This is a genomic window from Arthrobacter pascens (assembly GCF_030816475.1).
Taxonomy (GTDB): domain Bacteria; phylum Actinomycetota; class Actinomycetes; order Actinomycetales; family Micrococcaceae; genus Arthrobacter; species Arthrobacter pascens_B.
In genome coordinates, this window is the sequence record NZ_JAUSXF010000001.1 from 2299892 (window position 1) to 2320791 (window position 20900).

The 20900-nt window shown below is 62.8% G+C and carries 19 protein-coding genes; 6 read left to right on the plus strand and 13 right to left on the minus strand.

Going from position 1 to position 20900, the window contains the following annotated elements; translation table 11 throughout:
- Nucleotides 1-36 precede the first annotated feature (36 nt).
- Nucleotides 37-1050: a LacI family DNA-binding transcriptional regulator gene (locus QFZ40_RS10620; RefSeq protein WP_306904323.1), complete on the minus strand. Its 1014-nt coding sequence runs from the start codon at nt 1048-1050 to the stop codon at nt 37-39.
- A 159-nt stretch (nt 1051-1209) separates the two neighbouring features.
- The gene (locus tag QFZ40_RS10625; protein WP_306904324.1) at nt 1210-1833 is read right to left on the minus strand and encodes a carbohydrate binding domain-containing protein; all 624 of its coding nucleotides are present in this window, start codon (nt 1831-1833) and stop codon (nt 1210-1212) included.
- A gap of 583 nt (nt 1834-2416) precedes the next feature.
- On the opposite strand from QFZ40_RS10625, the gene QFZ40_RS10630 reads away from it, so the two are divergent.
- The 3 genes from QFZ40_RS10630 (at nt 2417) to QFZ40_RS10640 (ending at nt 6236) form a co-directional block, all read left to right on the plus strand.
- Nucleotides 2417-3955 (plus strand): alpha-L-fucosidase, encoded by a 1539-nt coding sequence (locus tag QFZ40_RS10630; protein ID WP_306904325.1) that lies wholly within the window; start codon nt 2417-2419, stop codon nt 3953-3955.
- A gap of 342 nt (nt 3956-4297) precedes the next feature.
- Nucleotides 4298-5491, plus strand: a complete 1194-nt coding sequence (locus tag QFZ40_RS10635; RefSeq protein ID WP_306904326.1) for a serine hydrolase domain-containing protein — start codon at nt 4298-4300, stop codon at nt 5489-5491.
- A gap of 493 nt (nt 5492-5984) precedes the next feature.
- Nucleotides 5985-6236 (plus strand): hypothetical protein, encoded by a 252-nt coding sequence (locus QFZ40_RS10640; RefSeq protein ID WP_306904327.1) that lies wholly within the window; start codon nt 5985-5987, stop codon nt 6234-6236.
- 71 nt (nt 6237-6307) lie between these two features.
- On the opposite strand, the gene QFZ40_RS10645 is transcribed toward QFZ40_RS10640, so the two are convergent.
- From QFZ40_RS10645 to QFZ40_RS10655, 3 genes are all read right to left on the minus strand, one after another.
- Nucleotides 6308-7267 carry a 2-hydroxyacid dehydrogenase gene (locus QFZ40_RS10645; protein WP_306904328.1) on the minus strand — a complete coding sequence of 320 codons (960 nt, stop codon included), beginning with the start codon at nt 7265-7267 and terminating at the stop codon, nt 6308-6310.
- Complete coding sequence (locus tag QFZ40_RS10650; RefSeq protein WP_306904329.1) at nt 7264-8463, minus strand: pyridoxal phosphate-dependent aminotransferase; 1200 nt, start codon at nt 8461-8463, stop codon at nt 7264-7266. The genes QFZ40_RS10645 and QFZ40_RS10650 overlap by 4 nt, the downstream gene beginning before the upstream one ends.
- A gap of 391 nt (nt 8464-8854) precedes the next feature.
- Nucleotides 8855-9787 (minus strand): LysR family transcriptional regulator, encoded by a 933-nt coding sequence (locus tag QFZ40_RS10655; protein WP_306904330.1) that lies wholly within the window; start codon nt 9785-9787, stop codon nt 8855-8857.
- Between the two features lie 160 nt (nt 9788-9947).
- On the opposite strand from QFZ40_RS10655, the gene QFZ40_RS10660 reads away from it, so the two are divergent.
- The 3 genes from QFZ40_RS10660 to QFZ40_RS10670 all read left to right on the plus strand — a co-directional run bounded on the left by QFZ40_RS10660 (nt 9948) and on the right by QFZ40_RS10670 (nt 13238).
- A complete protein-coding gene (locus QFZ40_RS10660; RefSeq protein ID WP_306904331.1) occupies nt 9948-11249 on the plus strand; it encodes an aromatic ring-hydroxylating oxygenase subunit alpha in 1302 nt (433 codons plus the stop codon).
- Complete coding sequence (locus QFZ40_RS10665; protein WP_306904333.1) at nt 11246-12661, plus strand: ferredoxin reductase; 1416 nt, start codon at nt 11246-11248, stop codon at nt 12659-12661. Before QFZ40_RS10660 ends, QFZ40_RS10665 begins: the two co-directional genes overlap by 4 nt.
- A 145-nt stretch (nt 12662-12806) precedes the next feature.
- A complete protein-coding gene (locus QFZ40_RS10670) occupies nt 12807-13238 on the plus strand; it encodes an alpha/beta hydrolase fold domain-containing protein (RefSeq protein ID WP_306904335.1) in 432 nt (143 codons plus the stop codon).
- On the opposite strand, the gene QFZ40_RS21655 is transcribed toward QFZ40_RS10670, so the two are convergent.
- The 8 genes from QFZ40_RS21655 to QFZ40_RS10705 all read right to left on the minus strand — a co-directional run bounded on the left by QFZ40_RS21655 (nt 13135) and on the right by QFZ40_RS10705 (nt 20889).
- Nucleotides 13135-14376, minus strand: coding sequence for an FAD-dependent oxidoreductase (locus QFZ40_RS21655; protein WP_373427422.1), 1242 nt, complete (start codon nt 14374-14376; stop codon nt 13135-13137). The genes QFZ40_RS10670 and QFZ40_RS21655 overlap by 104 nt on opposite strands.
- A gap of 6 nt (nt 14377-14382) precedes the next feature.
- Nucleotides 14383-15564, minus strand: a complete 1182-nt coding sequence (solA, locus tag QFZ40_RS10675; protein ID WP_306904336.1) for an N-methyl-L-tryptophan oxidase — start codon at nt 15562-15564, stop codon at nt 14383-14385.
- A 91-nt stretch (nt 15565-15655) separates the two neighbouring features.
- On the minus strand, nt 15656-16390 hold the full coding sequence (locus tag QFZ40_RS10680; RefSeq protein WP_306904338.1) for an SDR family NAD(P)-dependent oxidoreductase: 735 nt from the start codon (nt 16388-16390) through the stop codon (nt 15656-15658).
- Nucleotides 16391-16462: 72 nt separating this feature from the next.
- Nucleotides 16463-17569, minus strand: a complete 1107-nt coding sequence (locus QFZ40_RS10685) for an alanine racemase (protein ID WP_306904339.1) — start codon at nt 17567-17569, stop codon at nt 16463-16465.
- A 137-nt stretch (nt 17570-17706) separates the two neighbouring features.
- Nucleotides 17707-18192 carry a RidA family protein gene (locus QFZ40_RS10690; RefSeq protein ID WP_306904340.1) on the minus strand — a complete coding sequence of 162 codons (486 nt, stop codon included), beginning with the start codon at nt 18190-18192 and terminating at the stop codon, nt 17707-17709.
- A 62-nt stretch (nt 18193-18254) separates the two neighbouring features.
- Entirely contained in the window at nt 18255-19022 is a 768-nt protein-coding gene (locus tag QFZ40_RS10695) for an amino acid ABC transporter ATP-binding protein (RefSeq protein WP_306904341.1), read from the minus strand.
- Nucleotides 19019-19915, minus strand: a complete 897-nt coding sequence (locus tag QFZ40_RS10700; protein ID WP_306904342.1) for an amino acid ABC transporter permease — start codon at nt 19913-19915, stop codon at nt 19019-19021. Before QFZ40_RS10700 ends, QFZ40_RS10695 begins: the two co-directional genes overlap by 4 nt.
- Nucleotides 19916-19962: 47 nt before the next feature.
- Entirely contained in the window at nt 19963-20889 is a 927-nt protein-coding gene (locus tag QFZ40_RS10705) for an ABC transporter substrate-binding protein (RefSeq protein ID WP_306904343.1), read from the minus strand.
- Between the last annotated feature and the right edge of the window lie 11 nt (nt 20890-20900).

The window sequence follows — 20900 nt, forward strand, 5'->3', positions numbered from 1 at the left end:
ATCTAAAGAATGACTTTGCCAGGGGGTTTTGTCAAGTCAGCGCGGCGAGGTGGTTGATTCGCGCGCGACGAGGTGGAATGGAACGCTGAGTTGTTCGGGGATCGAGTCTGGATCGGCGAGTTGCTTGGCGAGCAGCCGGATCGCCTCACGCGCCATCCACTCTTTGTCGATGAACATCGTGGAAAGCGTCGGTGAAGCAAACCGGCCATCCTCGATATCGTCGATTCCGATCACTGCGACGTCCTCCGGGACCTTCAGCCTGCGTCGCCGAAGCGCCGACATCGCCCCCAGTGCGAGCAGGTCGTTTGCGCAGAAAACCCCGTCAAACTCGACGCCCGCGTCGAGGAGCTCTTCGATCGAGCGGGCTCCGTCTTCGCGGGTCCAATCCCGAACGGCCGTGACGGGCCCGGCTTCGCGCAGGCCGGCCTCCTCCAACGCCAGGTGGAAACCGGCCTCACGCTCCGATACCACGAACGGGTCACCGAACGTCTTGTCGCCTAGCATCACCAGTCGCGACCGGCCCTGATCCAACAGGTGCTTGGTGGCAGTGTGTGAGATCGCCACAGAGTCAATACCGACGCGATCAACGGAGGACAACTTCGATCGCTCGCCCAACAGCACGAGCGGGGCGCGACCGCGCCTCACCTCGATCTCTTTGTCCTCGATGACGGACGGGCTGAAGATGAGACCATCTGCGGAGCCCAGATTCCACGAGTCCGCAGCTTCACGTTCACGCTCCAAGAGATTGTCGGTCTGCTGAACGATCAGGCGCATCCCGGCCTCGTCGGCTGCGGCAACCGCGGCCCGCGCCAACTCGGCGAAGTAGGGCTGTGCAAAATTGGGGATCGCAAGACTCACGAGCCCTGTCCGCCCTGAGACGAGATTCTGACCAATGGCCTGCGGCCGGTAGCCGAGTTTGTCGATGGCCGCGTTGACACGCTGGCGCATCGACTCCCGAACGTTCGGATGGTTTCGGATCACGTTCGAAACGCTGCTCTTGGAGACGTGCGCCTCGGCGGCGACGTCCTCTAATGTTACTTGCCGACCCATTCCCGTCCTTTGATCATTGTCGCTGCCTGGAGATTCATCGGCCAGCGGCCTATTTGGAGCGTACCAAAGACAGCAGCTTACCAAGGACAGCGATGCGGTGCGGCGCGAAGGGTGACCATGTCGGTCGGTTGCCGACACAGCCACACATCGAGATGATGACTAGCCCACCGCGGTCACCGCGAGGTCATCGCATGCCCCCGCCGCCGATCCCGCGCCCTTGTAGCAATAGACGGTTGCTTGCGTGCTGGCAGTGCCCGTGGTGAACACCACTGCCGCCGGACCGTATGTCGCCCCGGCCAGCGCGTGGAATGACTCGGCAGCGCCGAAAGACTTGACGCCGAGAGCAATCTGCTCGGCAGACGCGGCGCGCAGCCACCCGGTGAGCACGTACGTCGTGCCTGGCTGGAGCCCGCTGATCGTCTGTTGCACCCCACTGTTCGCCGCTCCGGTCAGGAGCCCGAACGACCCACTGTGGGCAGCTGAGGCCGTCACACTGACGGGGACCGTCGACGACAGGCCCCACGGCGTTCGCGAGCCGGTCTCGAAGTCCCCGTTCACGACCCGGTTTGCGGGGTTCGTCAGCTTGACGATGCTGAAGTTGTCGCAAAAGCCCGGGCCGGTCCCGGCGTTCTTGTAGCAGTAGACCGTCGCCGTGGTGTTGCTTGGTCCCGTGGTGAACGGAACGGTAGTGAGTGCCCACGTCGAGTCGGTCGACTGAGTGAAGGTCTCCGCCGCGCCGTGGTTCTTGACCCCGATCGCGACCTGCTCGCCGGCGACACCCACCTTGACCCATGCCGAGAGGAGGTACGTCGTTGACGGAGTGAGCCCGCTGACGACGTTGTTGACTCCGCTGTTCGCGTTGCCGGTCTGCAGGCCGAGGTGCCGTTGAACCGGGTGCCCGTGGTCAGCGATGATCCTGGCCCGCTCAGCGTCCAGGGAGCGAGGGCCCCCGAGTCGAAGCTGCCATTGGGAACCAGATTCGTGGTGGCCTTCTCGTAGGCACCGATGCTGGGGACCGCGGCGAGCGGGTTGCCGGCGAAGTCCCTGCCGCCGTTGGAGGCGATGGGCACACCGGTGCCCAATGCGGGCGACGATTCCCGGGGCTGATAGGCCCCCGCGCCGACTGAGGCCTGCGTGGCGGATTGGAGGGGTCCGACCAGCTGGGGATCCAGGTAGACCCACCCGGTTGACGGCTCGTTGCCGTTGTGCGGGCCCAATGTCCATTCTCCTTTGAACAGTGACAGCCTTGGAACGCTCCAAGGACTGGGGTACACTGTCCTGCAGAACGCCCAGGCTGTCAACCACCATTCGGGTTGGTCTGGTCCAACGACCTCGATTTCAATGACGCTCCCGAGAAGGATCCACAATGACGTTGCCCTTGATCAACCCTGACGACCTCCCCGATCAGGTCGATGTTTCTAATAACACCGCAGCCTTGGCCGCCGTGAAGCAGGTCATCGACGCCGGGCCCTACGACTCGACCTGGGAGTCGCTGCAGAGGTACCGGTCACCTCTGTGGTACCACGACGGCAAGTTCGGGATCTTCCTCCACTGGGGAGTGTTCTCCGTCCCCGCCTTTGGCGACGAGTGGTACTCCCGCTCCATGTACCTCGAAGGGACGAAGGCATTCGAGCATCACGTCGAGACCTACGGACCGCAGAATGCGTTCGGCTACAAGGACTTCATCCCGAGCTTCACGATGGACAAGTTCCGGCCCGACGACTGGGCCGCGCTGTTTAAGGAGGCCGGCGCGCAGTTCGTGGTGCCGGTGGCCGAGCACCACGACGGTTTCGCCCTGTACGACACCGATCGTTCGCGGTGGAGCGTGACGAATATGGGCCCGCGCCAGGACGTGTTTCGTCAGCTCGGCGACGCGGTCGATCATGCGTGGATGGTTGTCGGCGCGTCGAGTCATCGCGCAGAGCACTGGTTCTTCATGAACGGGGGCAGCCGCTTCGACTCCGACGTTCGCGATCCCGCCTACGCGGACTTCTACGGTCCGGCCCAGCGTGAGGAGATCGCGCCGAATGAGCGCTTCCTCGAGGACTGGCTTCTGAGGTGTGTCGAGATCGTCGACAAGTACCGGCCGCAGATCTTCTACTTCGACTGGTGGATAGAGTCGCCGGCCTTCGAGCCGTATCTGCGTCGTTTCGCCGCGTACTACTACAACCGCGCCGCCGAGTGGGGTCGTGAGGTCGTCATTAATTTCAAGTGGAACGCCTTCGCGAAGGGGAGCGCTGTCTACGACATCGAACGCGGGACCATGGGCGGTATCCGCGACGACGTTTGGCAGAACGACACGTCGGTGTCGCGCACCTCCTGGAGCTGGGTTGAGGGACACGAGTACAAGGGCGCGCACGAGCTGATTGCCGAGCTGGCTGACACCGTGTCGAAGAACGGCGTGCTCCTTTTGAACGTCGGACCGAAGCCAGATGGCACCATCCCGGAAGAGGAACGTCGGCTCCTCCAGGCCATCGGGGAGTGGCTGACGCGAAACGGCGAAGCGATCTACGGCAGCCGGCCGTGGACGATTCCCGGCGAGGGCCCGACCGTGGTCACGGTCGGCTCATTCGTTGACAGCTCCTCGCCCGAGTACACGGCCGCGGATGTTCGTTTCACGACACGGACGCACGTCACCGGCGACTACGTTTACGCGACATTGCTTGCACATCCCGAGGACGGGGTCGCGCGAATCCGATCGTTTGGGAGCGGCGCCGGCCTCCTTACCCGAGGCATCCGGGAGGTTCGAGTGCTCGGTTCTGCCGATGAGGTTGCTTGGCAGCGATCCGCTGAGTCGCTTGATGTGACGTTGCCGGCCCAATCGCAGACCGCAGCGGGTCCGGTCGTGCGGCTCTACCTCGAAGACGAGGCTCGCCTACCCCGTCACGACTTCTTGCACGGATGAGGAGGATCTCCGTGCTGGGCGACCGCAGGACAGCGGCGGCGAGCCGGGGAGGGCGGTCCCTCGATGGGCCACCGAACGAGGAATTCCATGTCGACTGGAGCTCTCGAGTCCCCGAGCTGGTCGAGAAGTACGATCCGGCGCTGGTGTGGTTCGACTGGTGGATCGAGCAGCCGGCGTCAAGCCATATCTCAGAGAGTTCGCCGCCTCTACCTGTAGAACCGCGTCGCAAGTCGGCGGACTCAACCGACGATCAACGACAGATGGCAGGAGTTCCCCGATGGTTCCGCAGCCTCGAGAGCAGATCGATGCTTTTCTCATCTACACATGTTCAAGGAGGAATACGTGACGAGCAGCAGTGTGAATACGGACCCCGATGCGCCCCTGACCGTTTCTGGTTTCGTCGCTGAGGGCTATGAGAAGGTCGCCCAAGCGTTCGCGGCTGCTATCGCCAAGACCACGCGCGGAGGCGCGGCGCTGGCAATCCAGGTGGGCGGGGAAACCGTCGCTGACCTGTGGGGAGGTTACGCAGACCACGCCACAGGTCGCCTCTGGCAGAGGGAGACATCCACCGTGGTCTTCTCGTGCAGCAAAGGGTTGGTGGCGGTCCTTGCTGCGCAGTTGGTGGCCGAGGGCAGGCTCGATCTCGACGCTCGTGTCGCCAGCTACTGGCCGGAGTTCGCGCAAGGAGGGAAGGCCGACGTGACGGTCCGGCACCTGCTCTCTCACCGGGCGGGCCTTCCTTATCCCGTGCGGGATCTGAGCAAACAAGACATCGTTGATTGGTATCCCGTGGTTGAAGAGCTAGCCGCTCAAGCCCCGCTGTGGGAAACCGGGCGGAATTGGGCCTATCACGCGCTGACCTATGGTTGGCTCGTCGGCGAGGTGCTACGACGGGTGAGCGGAAAGAGCGTTGGTACCATGCTGCAGGAAAGGCTCGCGGGTCCCATGGGCGCGGAGGCGTGGTTCGGCGTTCCTGCGGACCGGCGTGCAGGCGTGGCTAATATCGCTCCGTCCACCGAACTGACCGCGGAGGCGCTTGACTCTGACCCTAATGACCTCGAGATCGCCCGTTGCCTCACCCTCGGCGGCGCGTTCCCTCTCGGATTGGTTGAGCCGGGAAAGGGCTTCAACGACCCTGATATTCAAACTGCGGACATTCCGGGAGCAGGAGCGATCGCCACCGCGCGCGGGCTGGCTTCCATCTGGTCTTCCACGGTGATCGAAACAGCGAACACGCTGCCGCTCGACCCATCGGTCATTGCGGACATGACAGCGGTTCAGTCCAGCGGAGCGTCCTACTTCGAGCCGGAACGGCTGGACACTGCGCGTTGGGCGACCGGATTCATGGTGGATGCCCCCGCGCGTCCTTTCCTGAGCTCGGCCTCGTTCGGTCACGACGGTGCCGGCGGCCAGTTGGCCTTCGCTGATTCAGAGGCGAAGATCGGGTTCGGGTTCGTCACTAACGAGATGCAGGGTCCGGACGACGGCCGAGCCATCGACATTCTCGAGGCTCTCCGAAGTATCACCTCTAAGTGAAAGGCCAACATCCGGGAGTGGGCACCCCTCACGAGAGAATGTTCCCTGCAATGGCATCCCAGGTGTACCCCGATGAAGGCACCGGGCCGCGCGTGATGTTCCGACTTCTCCTGGCACCTAGCAATGCCAACTGGGGCGGTAAGGCACACGGGGGTACTGTCATGCTCGACGAAGTGGTCAGTACGTGCGCCGCCGGATGCACTCGACCTGAGGCCGTCGCGATCTACTCAGATGGTATCCCTAATCCGCTCGCATCGAAATTGGCCGTGTCGTCGATACATCTCGTCCTCTCGGGAGCCCAGCCTGGAGTCGTGAGGGGAGGCTGTGCCCTGGGTGTCCCATTGCCGCCCGAAGATGTAAGCGTTAGGTGATGTGGGGCGAGTGGACGGGCGATGCTCCGCGATTGGGGCGTCTCAATTTTTCGGCCTAGTGACTAAAACCGCTGCCTTGGTTCGAGGCTCAATAACGATCCTTCGCAAGACACTCCCAGTCCATGGGCCTGGCCCGATCCAGGAACGAGACCATCGAAGGTCCCTGGGACCACGACCCCGAACCCTTGTGGGCCGAAGACGGTGGCCATGGCATGTTCTTCCACCCCACGCCCGACGAAACCATCCTCGTCTTCCACCACCCCAACCACCTCCCCAACGAACGAACCAAAATGATCGCAATCGCCGGCTTCGGAGCCGGCGCCACGACTGAGCAAGATCCAGCAACAGCCCTGACAGCCACAGCCGCCCGCTGAACTTCCGGTCCCAGGAGAGGGAATGCCTACTTGGCCGCGTTGTTGCGTGGCTTCGGGTTAGCCAGTTGCTCCTAGTTGATCGGTGCGGGCGGTTGTTCGTCGCTGAGCACGGCCAGGGTGTTGTCGGCTGCGAGCATCGCCATCGCTGTGCGCGTCTCGACGGTGGCGGAGCCCAAGTGCGGTACGAGCACCACGTTCTCGAGCTCGACCAAACCAGGGTGCACGCTGGGCTCGTTCTCAAAAACGTCGAGTCCGGCGCCCGCGATCTGCCCGTCGCGAAGGGCAGAAGCGAGGGCTGCTTCATCGACGATCGGTCCGCGCGCGGTGTTGATGAGGTATGCCGAGCTCTTCATCGCGGCGAGCTGCTCGGCGCCGATCAGATGATGCGTGGCAGGACCGTAGGGGCAGTGCAACGAGACGATGTCGGAGGTGGCCAGCAACTCATCGAGCTCGACCCGGCGGGCGCCCGGTTCGTCGGCAAGTACCGGGTCGATCTCGCGGCGTGACTGGTAGACGATTTCCATGCCGAAGGCCTTGGCACGGCGCGCGGTAGCCTGGCCTATGCCGCCCATGCCAACAACGCCGAGGGTCTTGCCTTGCAGGCTGCTGCCGAGCAGGAAGAACATGCCCCACTTCCAGGCCTGGCCGGAGCGGATGAGCCGTTCCCCCTCGCCGAGCCGTCGGGTCACTGAGAGGATGAGGCCAAGCGCGATGTCGGCCGTGGCCTCCGTAAGTACGCCGGGTGTGTTAGTGGCGACGACGCCCCGTTCGGTGCAAGCGGGCACGTCGATGTTGTCATAGCCGACGGCAACGTTGGCGACGACCTTGAGCTGCGGTCCGGCGGCGTCGAGCAGTTCGGCGTCGATACGTTCAGTAAGCAAGCTAACCACGGCATCTGCGCCAGCCACCCTGCGCAGGAGCTCCTCACGGCCAATCGACTCCGGACCCTCCCAGGCGTCTACTTCGTGCTCTGCGCGCAGCTTTTCGAGTGCGGTTTCGGGTATACGTCCCGTAACGACTACCCGGCTCATGCCGTCTCGATCCATTTGCGCAGGCGGCCGAGGCCGTCGTTGATATCGGCGACGTCGATGCCGGAGTAGGCGAGGCGGATGTACTGACGCTCCTCGCCGGGCTGGCGGCGGCCGAAGTGCTCACGTGTGCAGAAGGAGACGCCGGTTTCGTACAGGGCTGCGGAGGCGAAATCGCCAACCGCGTTGTAACCCATGCGCTGCATGACCTCGGTGACGTCGGGGAACAGGTAGAACGTCGACTGCGGCACGGCGACGTGCATGCCGGCGATGTCGTTCACGAGCTGGCATGCGGCATCCCGGCGGACGCGCAGGATATCGAGCATCTGCTGTACAGGTTCCTGTGTGCCACGGAGCGCTTCGATGCCCGCCCATTGCACATAGTGCGTCGTGCACGACTCGTCATTGGTGTTGAGTGTGCTCAGGATTCTGGCAATCTCGATAGGGGCGACGGCGCAGCCCAGGCGGGACCCGGTCATAGCGAACTTCTTGCTGAAGGTGTAAAGGATCACGGTGCGCTCCGCCATCCCGGGAAGTGACGCGATCGAGCTCGAGACACCCTCATAGCGCGTCTCGAAGTACGCCTCATCGGAGAGGACCCAGAGATCATGCTCCTGAGCGAGCTGCGCGATTGCCGCCCGCTCGGCCGCCGTCGACTCTGCCGAGATTGGGTTCTGCAGGTCGTTGTAGATGATTGCGACAGTATTCGGGGTGATCGATGCGCGCACCTGGTCGATGTCGATCGCGAAGCCCGTGCTAGTGGGCACGTAGCTGTAGGGCACAGCTGTGCCGCCGAGGTATTCGATCTGCGATTCGTAAATCGGGAAGCCGGGATTGGGATATAGCACTTCCTGGCCGGGGTTCATGACCGCCTGCAGGAACTTCGTGATAACAGGCTTGCCGCCTGTCATCACCACGACGTTGTCGGGAGAAAACTCGATACCCCGGCGGGTCCCGAGATCTTCAGCGAGGGCCTCGCGCAACTGAGGTATGCCGGGGCCGGGGCAGTAGCCCGTATAGCCGTCGGCGATGGCGCGGTTCATCGCTTCGACGATATGTGGCGCCGTCGGGATGTTGATGTCACCGAGATGGAAGGGGAACACAAGGTTCCCCTTCGCCTTCCAGGCGGCTGCGGCTTGGGCGACGCTGAAGGCAGTTTCGGTGCCCAGACGTTCGAGCCGGTGCGCGAGTTGCTGCATGCTGTTCCACTCCTCATCGAGTTTGACGATCCATCCTCCGCGGATTCAGACCTAGTATAGGACTCATATATCAAGAGGCGAAATCAGATATAAGAGCAGCTCTTAGTGTTATTACCCCCGGCCAACCGGAACGGTGCAGTGGTTAACGGATTCAGCAGTTGCTCGGTTCGTCGCGCCTTCTGTCGAATGCCAATGCTTGCGACCGACGGCGGGGCCAGGGCAGATTGCATGGGGCACGGGGACCACATAGCGCTGGCCAGGGCCACCGATGTAGCCTTCACGCGGGCACGGCACGTGCCAGGGCGTGGTTCAAAGCGAGTCGTTCACGGTGCTTTGCCTGCGTCGACCTTTAACGCAGGATCCAGAGGCAGCAACGGAAGCGCGGCCGCTTTCAGAGATCGTCTTCGGGTCGGGCGGTGAGGATCCGATTGGCCCTGGCCTGAAGGATGCCCAGCGACTCCTGGATCAGGGGCGACGCGATGCTGCCCCTGCGCACAGCAGCGACAATGCGGCGCGCGGGCTTCCCCTTGCCGGTAATGCGCAGTCGAACCACGTTTTCGGCGCCACGCAGGGGCGCCAGTCGCGGCAGCAGCCCAACCCCCAGCCCAGCACCAACGAAGGCGATCTGGGTTTCCCATTCAATGGCCTCATGAGCGATCCGCGGCGTCACCCCGACTGCCGTGAACGCCGCGGTGAACAGCGAATGGTAGGTGGAACCGGCAGCCTCGGTGATCCAGGGTTCCGACGCCAGCTCTTCGAGCGTCACCGTTTCCCGCGATGCCAACGGATGATCGGAGGGAATGATCACGTCCAGAGGATCGTCGAGCAGAACGGTCTGCTCGAAGCGCGGATCGTCCTCAACATAGGTGTCGGACTGCATGGCGACGATGACCGCGAGGTCGATTCGCTCGGCAACCAACAAGTCAAAGCAGCGGGCGGGGTTGGCCTCGAGTACTTGCACGTCCAGCAGGGGGCGTGTTGCGCGTAAGGTGGCGGCCAGCGGCGCGAGCAACTGGGCGGCCGCCGTGGAGAATCCACCGAGGCCAAAACGGGACTGCACCTGGTCGCCGGCCTCCATGGCCGCAGCGCGCAGGCTCTCCCATTCGGCAATGAGGTTGTCCGAACCCGCCACAAGAAAGCGGCCCGTGGCGGTCAGCCGCACACCCCGGCCGTCCTTCGTCAGCAGCTGCATTCCAAGCACGCGCTGGAGCTCCCGCAACTGCGCTGACACGGCCGAGGGAGAATAACCCGTGAGCTCCGCGGTTGCGCCAACAGTGCCGCACCGGGCAAAGACGCGGAGTGTTATGAGGCGTGGATCGATCATGCACCCATTGTGCACTGTTATCTCCTAAATGTTGCGCTTTTGCTGCAGATCGATCGGCCCTAATCTCGTGACTACAAGGTTTTCGACAACACCGCTTGCACCCACGCAGCTGTGGTCGCAACGAATCGCACGCTTATCCACGCCTCCCGGGAGGAAACACATGTCTGCTCCAGTCTTGCCCCTCAATTCACGCGGAAAACTCGCCTCATCATTGCCTGCCGAGCAGCTGGCGGAAATCAAAGAGTTGTTCGATTTCCGGCGCGTGGGATATTCCCTCGATGCCCCCTTCTACACCGACCCGACGATTTTCAACATCGACATGCAGGCCATTTTTGGCCAGCACTGGATCTTTGCCGGCAGCATCGCCGAACTCCCGGAGCCGGGCGACTACATCACCGTCGATTACGGGCCCTACTCCCTGATCGTGCTGCGCAACGACGACGGCGGCGTGAACGTCCTGCACAACGTGTGCCGCCACCGCGGCGCCCGCGTCCTGACCGAGCCCGCCGGGTCAACAGGAAACCTGGTCTGCGGCTATCACTCCTGGACCTACTCCCCGGAGGGGAATCTGATCCACGCCTCGGCACCGGGGGAAACGAAGTTCGACAAGGGCTGCTTTGGCCTCAAGCGCGCCCACAGCCGCGTGGTGGCCGGACTCATCTTCGTCTGCATTGCGAACGAACCGCCGGCGGATTTTGACGAAACCGCAAAGATCTTCGAGCCTTACCTCGCGCCCCACGATCTGTCGAAGACGAAAATCGCCTACCAGCAGAACATCGTCGAGGAGGGCAACTGGAAGCTCGTCATGGAGAACAACCGTGAGTGCTACCACTGTGACGGCCACCCGGAGCTCGCCTGTTCCCTCTTTCCCACCTGGGGCCTGACGGAGGGCCTGATCCCGGCCCATCTTGAAGAAGTATGGGACCGCAACAAGCAAGCCCAGTCCTCGCTCGAGGAACGTTGCCGCCGCTATGGCCTTCCCTATGAGGTGGTGGAGGAGCTCGACACACGCGTAGCTGGTATCCGCATCTCACGGGAATCGCTCGACGGTGAGGGCGAATCGTTCTCGCCCGATGGGCGCAGGCTCTCCAAGAAGCTGCTCGGCGACTTGCGGGACTTCCGGCTTGGCCGCTGCTCGATGCACCTGCAGCCCAACAGCTGGTTCCACTTCCAGGGGGATCATGTCATCACGTTCGCTGTCTTCCCCGTCAACGAACACCAGACACTCGTGCGCACCACCTGGCTGGTGGCTGACGACGCCGAGGAAGGCGTCGACTATGACCTGGAGAAACTCACCTACACCTGGAAGCAGACCAATCTGCAGGACAAGGCGTTCGTGGAGCTGTGCCAGACGGGCGCCGGCAGCCCCGCCTACGAGCCCGGCCCTTACATGAAGAGCGAATACCAGGTGGAGGCGTTCATCAACTGGTACGTGCAGCGCGTGCAGGAGCACTTGGCATGATTGAACTCCTCACCGAGACGGCCATTCAGGAACCACAGCGCATTCGCGGTCTTGAGATGCCGTGGAACAGGGTAATGGGCAGCACCGAGGGAGCCGCAGGTGCCGCCCGTGCACTGGGCCCCTGGCACCCGCAGGAGTTCATGGCCGAATGTGTCGAGACCGTTCCCGAGGCGGGCGGCATGATGACCTTCGTGTTCCGCCGCTGCGACGGTGCGCCGCTGGCGTTCCGTGCTGGCCAGTACGTGAACGTCGCCTTTCCCCTGAACGGCGAGGACCAGGATCCGGTGGACCGCAGCTACTCACTGTCCAGTTCGCCCACGCAGCCGTGGACCTTCAACATCACCGTCAAAAGCGACCCCGCTGGACTCGTCTCACCGTGGGTGCACGAGAACGTCAAACCCGGCACCGTTCTCGAGATGCTCGGACCGGTAGGGGCATTCCACCTGCCCGACGCCGACCGCCGGGCACGGTACCTCCTGCTGGCCGCTGGCGCAGGCATCACCCCCATCATGTCGATGCTGCGGACCATCCACTCCCTGCCCGGACAGGCCGATGTGGTGGTGCTCTACCACGGAGCGGAGGTCGGAGGCTTTGCCTTCCACCAGGAGTTGGCCTACGTCGCCTCCGTGGACTCGCGCATCAAGGTCTTCTACTCCCTGGGCGACCGCAGCGTACCCGAGGGGTGGGAAGGGCTCACCGGAAGGCTGACGGCGGCAATGCTCGATGAGGTGGCCCCCGATGCCAACGGCCGCCAGGTCTACGCCTGCGGCCCCGAGGGGTACCTGAACACCGCCACGGAACTCCTCAGGAAGGTCGGCGTCGACGACACCTCCATCTACATGGAATTCTTCTCCGGAGACCGCCAAACGATCCTTGAGTACCAGGCGGAGCTCGCGTTTGCAGTGGACATTGCGGAGGAAATCGCCGAGGAAATCGCTGATTCCGCCGAGGACTACTACGAAAGCCAGCCCACCGCGTTCGGTCTCTACGAGCCGGGTTACGACGCCGAGGGCACCCTGAAGGCCACCGGGCTGCCGCTGGAAACCGCCGACGAGGACGCGCCCGCGTCAGAAGCCCCCGAAGGCAATCCGACCGTGGCGACGGAGGCCGGGTCCCCCGATGCCTCGAGCTTCGACACTGTCGGAACAGGAAGCCTCACCCTGTCCTTCATGCGGACCGGCATCAATGTGCGCATCGACCCCGACGAACACATCCTCGGGGTGGCCCAGCGTGCGGGCGTCAGGATCGGCGCGAACTGCAAGGAAGGCATGTGCGGCTCCTGCAAGGTCGTCAAGCTTTCCGGGGAGGTGGAGATGAACCACCAGGGCGGGATCCGGGCACGGGAAATCAGTGCAGGCAAGTTCCTGCCCTGCTGCTCCACCGCCCGGACCGATCTGGTGATCGACGCCTAGCCGGTTCCAGCTGCTCTAGGCGGGACAGCATCAGGGATTGTTTCCGCGGCAAGAATGCAGGCATGAGAATGCCACGGATGGCGTATGGATTGCCTCCTATGGGTCCGCGGGCTCCCCCGACGGCATCGTGCCTTCGCGGGATCGGATGAGACTCGAACCGCAGCAGCCCCTGCGGACAGAGGGAACTCCCGAAAACACGCAAAAGGCCACCGCGGACGGCAACGTGCCCCCGCTCGCTGCGCCGGCGCGCTACGACGACCTCTCCGGCCTTCCGCCCGCATGGATCGGCGTCGGCACCAACGACCTGTTCCACGACGAGGACGCCACCTACGCCCGGCGACTGCATCAGGCCGGCGTCGCATGCACGGTTCGCGTAGCGCCCGGCGCCTACCACAACTTCGACTCCATGGAACCGAAAACCGCCATCTCCCAGGCCTTCGTCCAGGCGCAGATTACAGCATTGGACGAAGCACTCAACGGTCCCCTGCAGGTGCTCCCGTCCGGCACAGGCGCCTACGGGCACTCGGCAGATCCTGACTCCCGTAAGAGTAAGAGCTCCCACGAGGCGGTCCGGTGATTGCGGCGATTGCACGTGATGGATCCATGAATTGAAACCTTGTATCGATCTTTCCTTGGACTATGTCCGCTGCAATTCGTCCAATTCCAGGGCACATCTTGAATCCGAAGCCAGCAAACCCGTTTGCGATGACGACATTTTGGCTGTGAGGGAGAAAACCGAGGAAAGGAATCCAATCATCCACGTAGAAGTCCGTCCAGGCAGAGGCCCGGATTGGGCTTTTATGGAGTCCCGGAAAATATCGCGATACGTGCTCTTCCATGTACAGGATCTCATCCACGGTCTGGCCGCGGGGGTAGTCATCCGGCCCTGAGATTTCAGTGGGTGCACCGCCGGGTGCAATTTTGACCGACCCACCGGTATCGAGACTTGGCGCTCCATAGAGAATCCCGTCCGAAACGAGACGGTCGAAGACCGGAAAGGTCGTTGGCCCGAAATCGTGTCCGGGCAATGGGCTAAACCAGGTCAACTTGATACGTCGTGGACGGCTCCTGTCCCGAAGCCCTGGACCAAGATGATCCCTTGACCAGGAGCCCGTAGTGACGATTACTTTCTTGGCCCGCCACTCACGTTGACCGTCGGTCAAGAGCACCCCGCCCGCCGTGGCGTGCTCGATGCGGACCTTCGAATAGTCCTGGACGCTGGCCCCCAGCGCCCGTGCTCGTGCGACGGCGGTCAAAACTGCCTGTTCACAGCGGATGAATCCTTGCGATGGGTCGAGAATTCCGACCTCATCGTGGTCAAGCCAGTGTTCGGGAAACCGATCGTTCATCTCCTTTCGGTCAAGTGTCTCTGTCTCGACGCCGGCTCCCCTTGCTGCTGCCCGGAAGGCGATTAGCCTTGGGTCATTAGCGAGGCCAATGGTCAAACCGCCAGTCTCATTGAGGATTTGGACGTTGGCAAACTCCTGCAGGTTAAGCCATTGACTACGAGCGATGTCGATAATCGGAGTGTAATCGGGGCGACTGGTTTGCATCCGGCGGAATAGCCTCGTCTCCCCTCCCACCGCCCCGCGATCATGGCCAACCCCGAATTGTTCGAACCCAATGACATTCAATCCATCTTCAGCCAGTTGCCAGAGGGCCATACTGCCCATGGCACCCAGGCCAATTACCGCAACGTCAAACTCCGTTTGCATAAGCTGTCAGCTCAGAGCCAGTGACGTGAGTTGCGTGTCCGGTCCGAGGAACCTGGAAGCGTTCATAAAGCTGACGTCGGTGGCCGTTGTTCCGTCCAGCACGAGATCGGCTGCAACAGCCCCCAGGGCAGAGGCCATCTTGAAGCCGTGACCGGAGAAGCCGGCCGCCACCACAACGCCTTCCATTCCCGGAACCGTCCCCAACATCCCGGTGTCGTCTGGCGTATAACCGTCGGCACACAAAGCGACCCGCACCGGTTCTGGATTCAGTCCCGGAATGAATTCCTTGACCCATGCCCGGATCGGGTCCAAATACTGAGGATCCCAACTAAGAGGCTTCTCCATGGACTCGACTTCGTCCATATAAACGCTCCCTGCCACTTTTACTGTCCAGCCGTCAGCGCTCGGGAACCCGTAGAAGAGGGCCCGGTCTGACCTTCCCGCATCCTCCGCCCTCCGGAGGAAGACCGGCAGGTCTTCCCTGCACATAGACGGGTCCACAGCTGGGAACCATGTCAGGACCTGCGGACGAACGGAAAGGTGAACACCGAGTTCCTTGCAGACTGCGCCCGCACCTGTACCCTGCGAGACGATCACCCGGGAGGCAATGATTTCTTCCTGATCGGTCCGGACGATGTACCGGTCACCGTACGCTTCAACGCTGTGCGCTTTCCGGTTTCCCAGGAATTGAGCGCCAAGCCGGGTAGCCTCGGCCAGGGCCGCTGTCACTGCCCTCTCAGACTTCAGGTAGCCTCCTTCCGGATCAAAGATCGTGACATCCGTGTCCTTGATCACGTGGTCGGGGTACTTTGTCCTCGCCTCGTCGCCCCGGAGAATTTCGTAATCGAGGCCATTGTCTTTCGAGGCGGCCATGAGCGATGCGAACCGCGGATTGTCCTCATTGAGAATGCTGACAGCACCCGTGGTGTTAAGCAGCCGCGTTCCGCTGATTTTCTCCAGCTCACGCCAGAGATCCTGTGCCCTCTGCAGGAGGGGTGTGTAATGCCCGCCTTCAGCGTAGATCTTGCGGAAAACGCGTGATTCGCCGGCGTAACCGGAAAAGGGTCCGGGGATCGAAAACCGGTCTACCCCGATAACCCGTTGACCACGGGAGGCGAGCTGCCAACTTGCCATGCTTCCTACAGAGCCGACTCCGACGATGACGACGTCTGTTTCGAGTGTTGTCATGGTTCTACCTTGCTTTCCGTGATGAGGTTTTGGTTCTTGCAGCTGACTGGCGGGCTGCCGGCTCGCTGAACTGGTTGCCATTACCAGCTGTTCAGGCGGCGGTGTATCCGCCGTCGACGGGCAGGACCGCTCCGGTGATGTAGGACGATTCCTTCGACGCGAGGAAGAGGATGGCGTCGGCGATCTCTTCGGGTGTGGCCAGGCGCTGGAGCGGGATCTGGCCCTCACGCTGGGCGCGGTAGGCCTCGGGGTCTTCCCTGCGCTGGAACGATGCTTCGATGATCGGGGTCGCGGTCAGACCCGGTGCAACGACGTTCACACGGATGTTGCGTGAGGCCCATTCGATCGCTGCACCCTTGGCGAGCATGATCAGCCCTCCCTTGGCTGCGGAGTACAGTACCTGATCGGTGATGCCTACCATGCCGAGCCGTGAGCTCACGAGGACGAACGAGCCACCCGCTGCGGGCATCAGCGGCGCGAAGTGCTTCATCACCAGGAAGGAGCTGAGCAGGTTGCTGTGCAGCACGTTCTTCGCATCCTCGTAGGCCATCTCCGTCAGCGGGCCGCTGACCTGCAGGCCGTGGTTGAGGACAACAACGTCCACGGTGCCGAAAGACTCGGCCGCCTGCCGGGCCAGGCTTTCGACGAACGCCTCGTCGTTAAGGTCTCCCGGGACGTACAGGTCATCGGGCTGGGCGCTGTCGAGTTGCTCCCTGCGGCCGGTGAGCAGCAGCCGGGCGCCCTCCCGGCGGAAGTGGGAGCATACCGCCTCCCCGATTCCGCTGTTCGCACCGGTGACCAGGGCCGTGGTCTTATCAAGTCTCATGTCAGGCATTCCTTCGTGGATAAGTAGTTGGAGGGTGCAGGTATGGGGCGGGCATTCCCGCCCCATACCTGGTCAGTTGTTGAATCCGCGGGCGTCGACAGGCCACCGTTCCAGCGTTGTGCCGGTGCTGTCGGTGACGATGTATTCCTCGAAATTGACCACCACCGGGCAGACGTGGTTGGGGACCACGGGAACCACGGTCCCGACGCCCGGGCGGAAGTCTCCGTCAGGCAAGGGGAGGAATCCGTGATATTCGTTGAGCCTGGACAGGACGGCGGTGGTGCCGGCAATTCCGCCGTAGCCGATCTCGGGGCTGCCTTCGCGGCCGAGGGCTTTGGTGCCGGTATCGAGCATGACCTGATCGGGGACCCAGTCGCTGACCACGGTGCCGGCGACGAACAGTGCGATCTGGTCCTCGGTGCAGGCACCGAGCCGGGCGTTGCCGAGGTCATTGAACACGTATTCGCCGGGCCGGATCTCGGTGATGACGCTGTCGGTGGCGAATTCCACGGTGGGTGTGGAGCCGGCGCTGACCACCTCCGCGGTGATTCCGGCTGCGGCGAGTCTGCGCACCGCGACGATGAGGGCTGCGTCCTGGTCATCCGCTGCACCCTTGCGGGCGTCCGGACCCGCGCTGCCATGACCCGGATAGGTAAAGACCCCGGCCGGGACTAGGCCGCGCTTGCGTGCGGCCAGGGCGAGGTCACCCGCAACCTCGGGGGGAGCTCCGGAGCGCCGGGCCCCGCAGTCGACCTCAATCACGACCTGCAGCAGCCCGGGTTCGTCTCCCATCGCGTCGGCAAGGGCATTGATCGCTGCGATATTGTCGACGCCGACCCGCAACCGGGTGGTCTCGGCCAGCTTGCGGATCCGGGGCCCTTTCGTGCCAGCGGCCCAAACCGGGTAGGCGATGAAGATATCGTCGAACCCGGCCGCGGCGAAGACCTCGGCCTCACCCACGTTGCCCGCGGTGATCCCGACCGCGCCCGCCTTGATCTGGCGCCGGCCGATTTCGACGCACTTGTGCGTCTTGACGTGTGGCCTGACGTCGAGGTTGTTCCGGGCTGCGAAGGCCTGCATGCGGTCGATGTTCTCCTGCATCACGTCCGCCAGCACGATTGGTGAGGGGGTGTCGATTCGCTCGAGGAGAGCCTCGAGTGCTCGTTGAATGCGGTTCACGCTGTACTCCTTGTAAGTCTGTCTATGAATGATCGAGGATCGCGGTGCAGGCTTCCTCGAGTGTGGCATGTGCGGGACCCGCATCAGCGGGTCCCGCACACCACCGCAATCGCACAGTGCCGCCGTCGTGCCAGCGTCTAAACTGCCGTACAGATCATCTGGATCTCGACCGGAGTGTTGGCTGGCAGCCCGGCGACACCGATCGCGGTGCGGGCGTGCCGCCCGTTCTCACCCAACACTTCGATGAGCAGGCCACTGGCAGCGTCCGCGACCCGTGACTGCAGAGCGAAGTCCGGTCCACTGGCCACGAAGACCAGCATCTGCACGATCCGGACCCGGTCCAGATCGCCCACCGCCTGCACAGCGGCGGCGAGGCAGTTCAGCACGCAGTGACGGGCGAGCTCCCGCGCCGTTTCCAGCTCAACGTCCCGGCCGACGATCCCTTGGCCCAGCAGCTCGCCATCCTTGTACGGCAGCTGGCCCGAGATGTGGATGCTGGAGTCAACCGCCCGGTGGTGCACGTAGTACGGGTTATCCGCGAGGCTCGGTAGCTCCAGGCCAAGGCCCCGGAGCCGGTCCAAGGCGGAGCCCGCCTTTGTGGTTTGAGGTAGTGGCAGGTTCATGCCAGTGCCTTCTTGCAGTGGTTCATGATCTCAGTTCTTCTTTTAGTAGGATTGATTTGGAGTTAGAGCACCTGTTCCAGGAAGGCCTGGGTGCGGGGTTCCTTGGGGTTGGAGAGGATTTCGCGGGCGTCGCCGCGTTCGACGATGTAGCCGTCGTCCATGAAGATCAGGGAATCGGCCACTTCGCGGGCGAAGCCCATTTCGTGGGTGACCACGACCATGGTCATGCCCTTCTTCGCGAGGTCCTTCATGACGGCGAGGACTTCGCCGACTTTTTCGGGGTCCAGGGCGGAAGTGGGTTCGTCGAAGAGCATGATCTCGGGGTCCATGGCCAGGGACCTGGCGATCGCGACGCGTTGTTGCTGGCCGCCGGAGAGCTGGGCGGGGTAGTAGTCCCCGAACCCGGCCAGGCCGACGCTGGCGAGCAGTTCGTGGGCGCGTTTGGCTGATTCTTTCTTATCGGCGCCTTTGACCAGGACGGGTCCGGACATGATGTTCTCGTGCGCTGTCATGTTCGGAAAGAGGTTGAACTGCTGGAAGACCATGCCGAGCCTGGTGCGCTGCTCGGCGAGTTTCTTGGGCGGCAGGGCGTGGTAGGCGTTCTCGGTTTCGTAGTAGCCGAAGTCCTCACCGTTGACTTTCAGGACTCCGGAGTCCACTGTTTCCAGGCCGTTGATGCAGCGCAGGACGGTGGATTTGCCGGAGCCGCTGGGGCCGATGATGCAGCAGATCTCGCCGCTGGCGATCTCCAAATCGATGTCCTTGAGGACTGTTTTGTGTCCGAAGGACTTTCGGATTTTCTTGGCGAGGATGGTTCCGTCTGCACTCATCGGGCGATACCTTCCGGGTCGGTGAGCACAACGGGTTTGGCCTTGCGGGGAAGCCTGGAGGTTGCGCGGGAGTATTTCTCTTCGAGCTTGGCTTGCGGGTAGCTCAGCAGCAGCGTCATCACCAGGTACCAGAGGCTGGCGACGATCAGCAGCGGGATGGTTTCGTAGGTGCGGGCGTAGATCAGCTGGGCGCTTTGGAGCAGCTCAGCAACACCAAGGACACTCACGAGGGAGGTTTCCTTGAACATTCCGATGACCTGGTTACCGGTCGCGGGGATGATCGAGGGCATGGCCTGGGGGATGATGACCTTGCGCATCTTCGTTGAGGCGCTCATCCCGAGGGAGTCAGCAGCCTCAAGCTGGCCCTTCCCGACCGAAGAGAACCCGCCGCGGATGATCTCAGCCATGTACGCGGCCTCGTTCAGGGTCAGCCCGACCAGCGCCGCGGTAATCGGGCCCATGATCGCGTTGACGTCGATGGCGGTGCCGATGTCGGTGAAAGGGATCCCGATCGAGAGGTTCGGATAAAGTGCTGCGATGTTGAACCAGAAAATCAACTGCACCAGGACCGGGGTACCGCGGAACAAAGTGATGTAGACCCCGGCGGTCGCTGCGATCGGTTTGACGCTCGAGGCCCGCATGATCGCCAGTACCAGGCCCAGGAGAGTTCCCAGGACCATGCTCGCCACGGTGAGGAAGATCGTGAGCATCAAACCACGAAGGATCGTCTCCTGCGTGAAGTACTTCGCAACCACGCCCCACTTGAAGTTAGGGTTCGTCGAAACCGAGGCCAGGATGCCGATGCCGATCAGGCTGCACACCACCCAGGCGACGTACTCAAAGGTGCTGCGCCGCTTGAGCCTGGGCTTCAGGGCCGGGTCCTTGCCGGTCATTGCGGTTCCACTTCCTTGGGGAATCGTTGTGAGCATTGGCTCTGCCATTAGCGGATCGCGGCTTCAGTGATGGCTGATGCTCCCAGGCCCCAGTACTCCAGCGACTCCTTGTATTCCGGGGATTCCAAAAGGGACTGGATGGCTTTTTGCAGGGCCGGTGTCAACGGTGATCCCTTCTTCAGCGCCATGGCGACGGTGGTGTTCGTGCGGGTATCCATCCTGGGCTCCAGGACGGTGAAATGGTTGGGCTGCTGCGCGTCTGCCCAGGCCAGGGCACTCGCGTCGTAGAAGACCCCGTCGATCCGCTTGGAGTCCAGCTGCGTCAGGGCCTCCTGGACGCTGGGCAATGACACCCCGTTGATGGCGGGCAGGCCCTTGTCCTCACAGGTCCACTTGGAGACGTTGGGCAGGTGCTTGAGCTGCTGGGTGGAGCCCTTGGCCACGCCGATGTTCTTACCGCAGAGCGTGTCGTTGGTCAGCTTGAGCGGGTTGCCATGGGGTACCGCCACGGCGGAACCGCCCTTGAGGTAGTTGATCATGTCCAGGACCTTGAGCCGCTCGTCGGTAGCTGCCATGGTGGTCGCGGTGAAGTCATACCGGCCGCCGTCGATACCGGGAATGATCGTGTCAAACGCCGTGTTCTCGAACTTCAGCTTCAGCCCGAGTTTTTTGGCGACCACGCGGGCGAGGTCCGGGTTCACGCCGATGGGGGTTTTGTTGTCCTCGGCGAGAAAGGTCATCGGCGGGGAGCTGAGGTCCATCGCGACGGTCAGTTCACCCTTGTCCTTGACGGACTGCGGCAGCAGCGCCACAGCGGCAGGGTCCGGCTGGACACCCTCGGAAATGTCACGGGTGTTCTGCGTCTTGGGCAGGTCCGTGGCCTGCGTGCTGGTGGCCGCCCCGCCACAGGCGCTCAGGGCCAGCAGGACAGCGAGCCCCGCGGCCGCCGTCTGGATCTTGTTTGTAGTCTTCATGGTGATTCCCT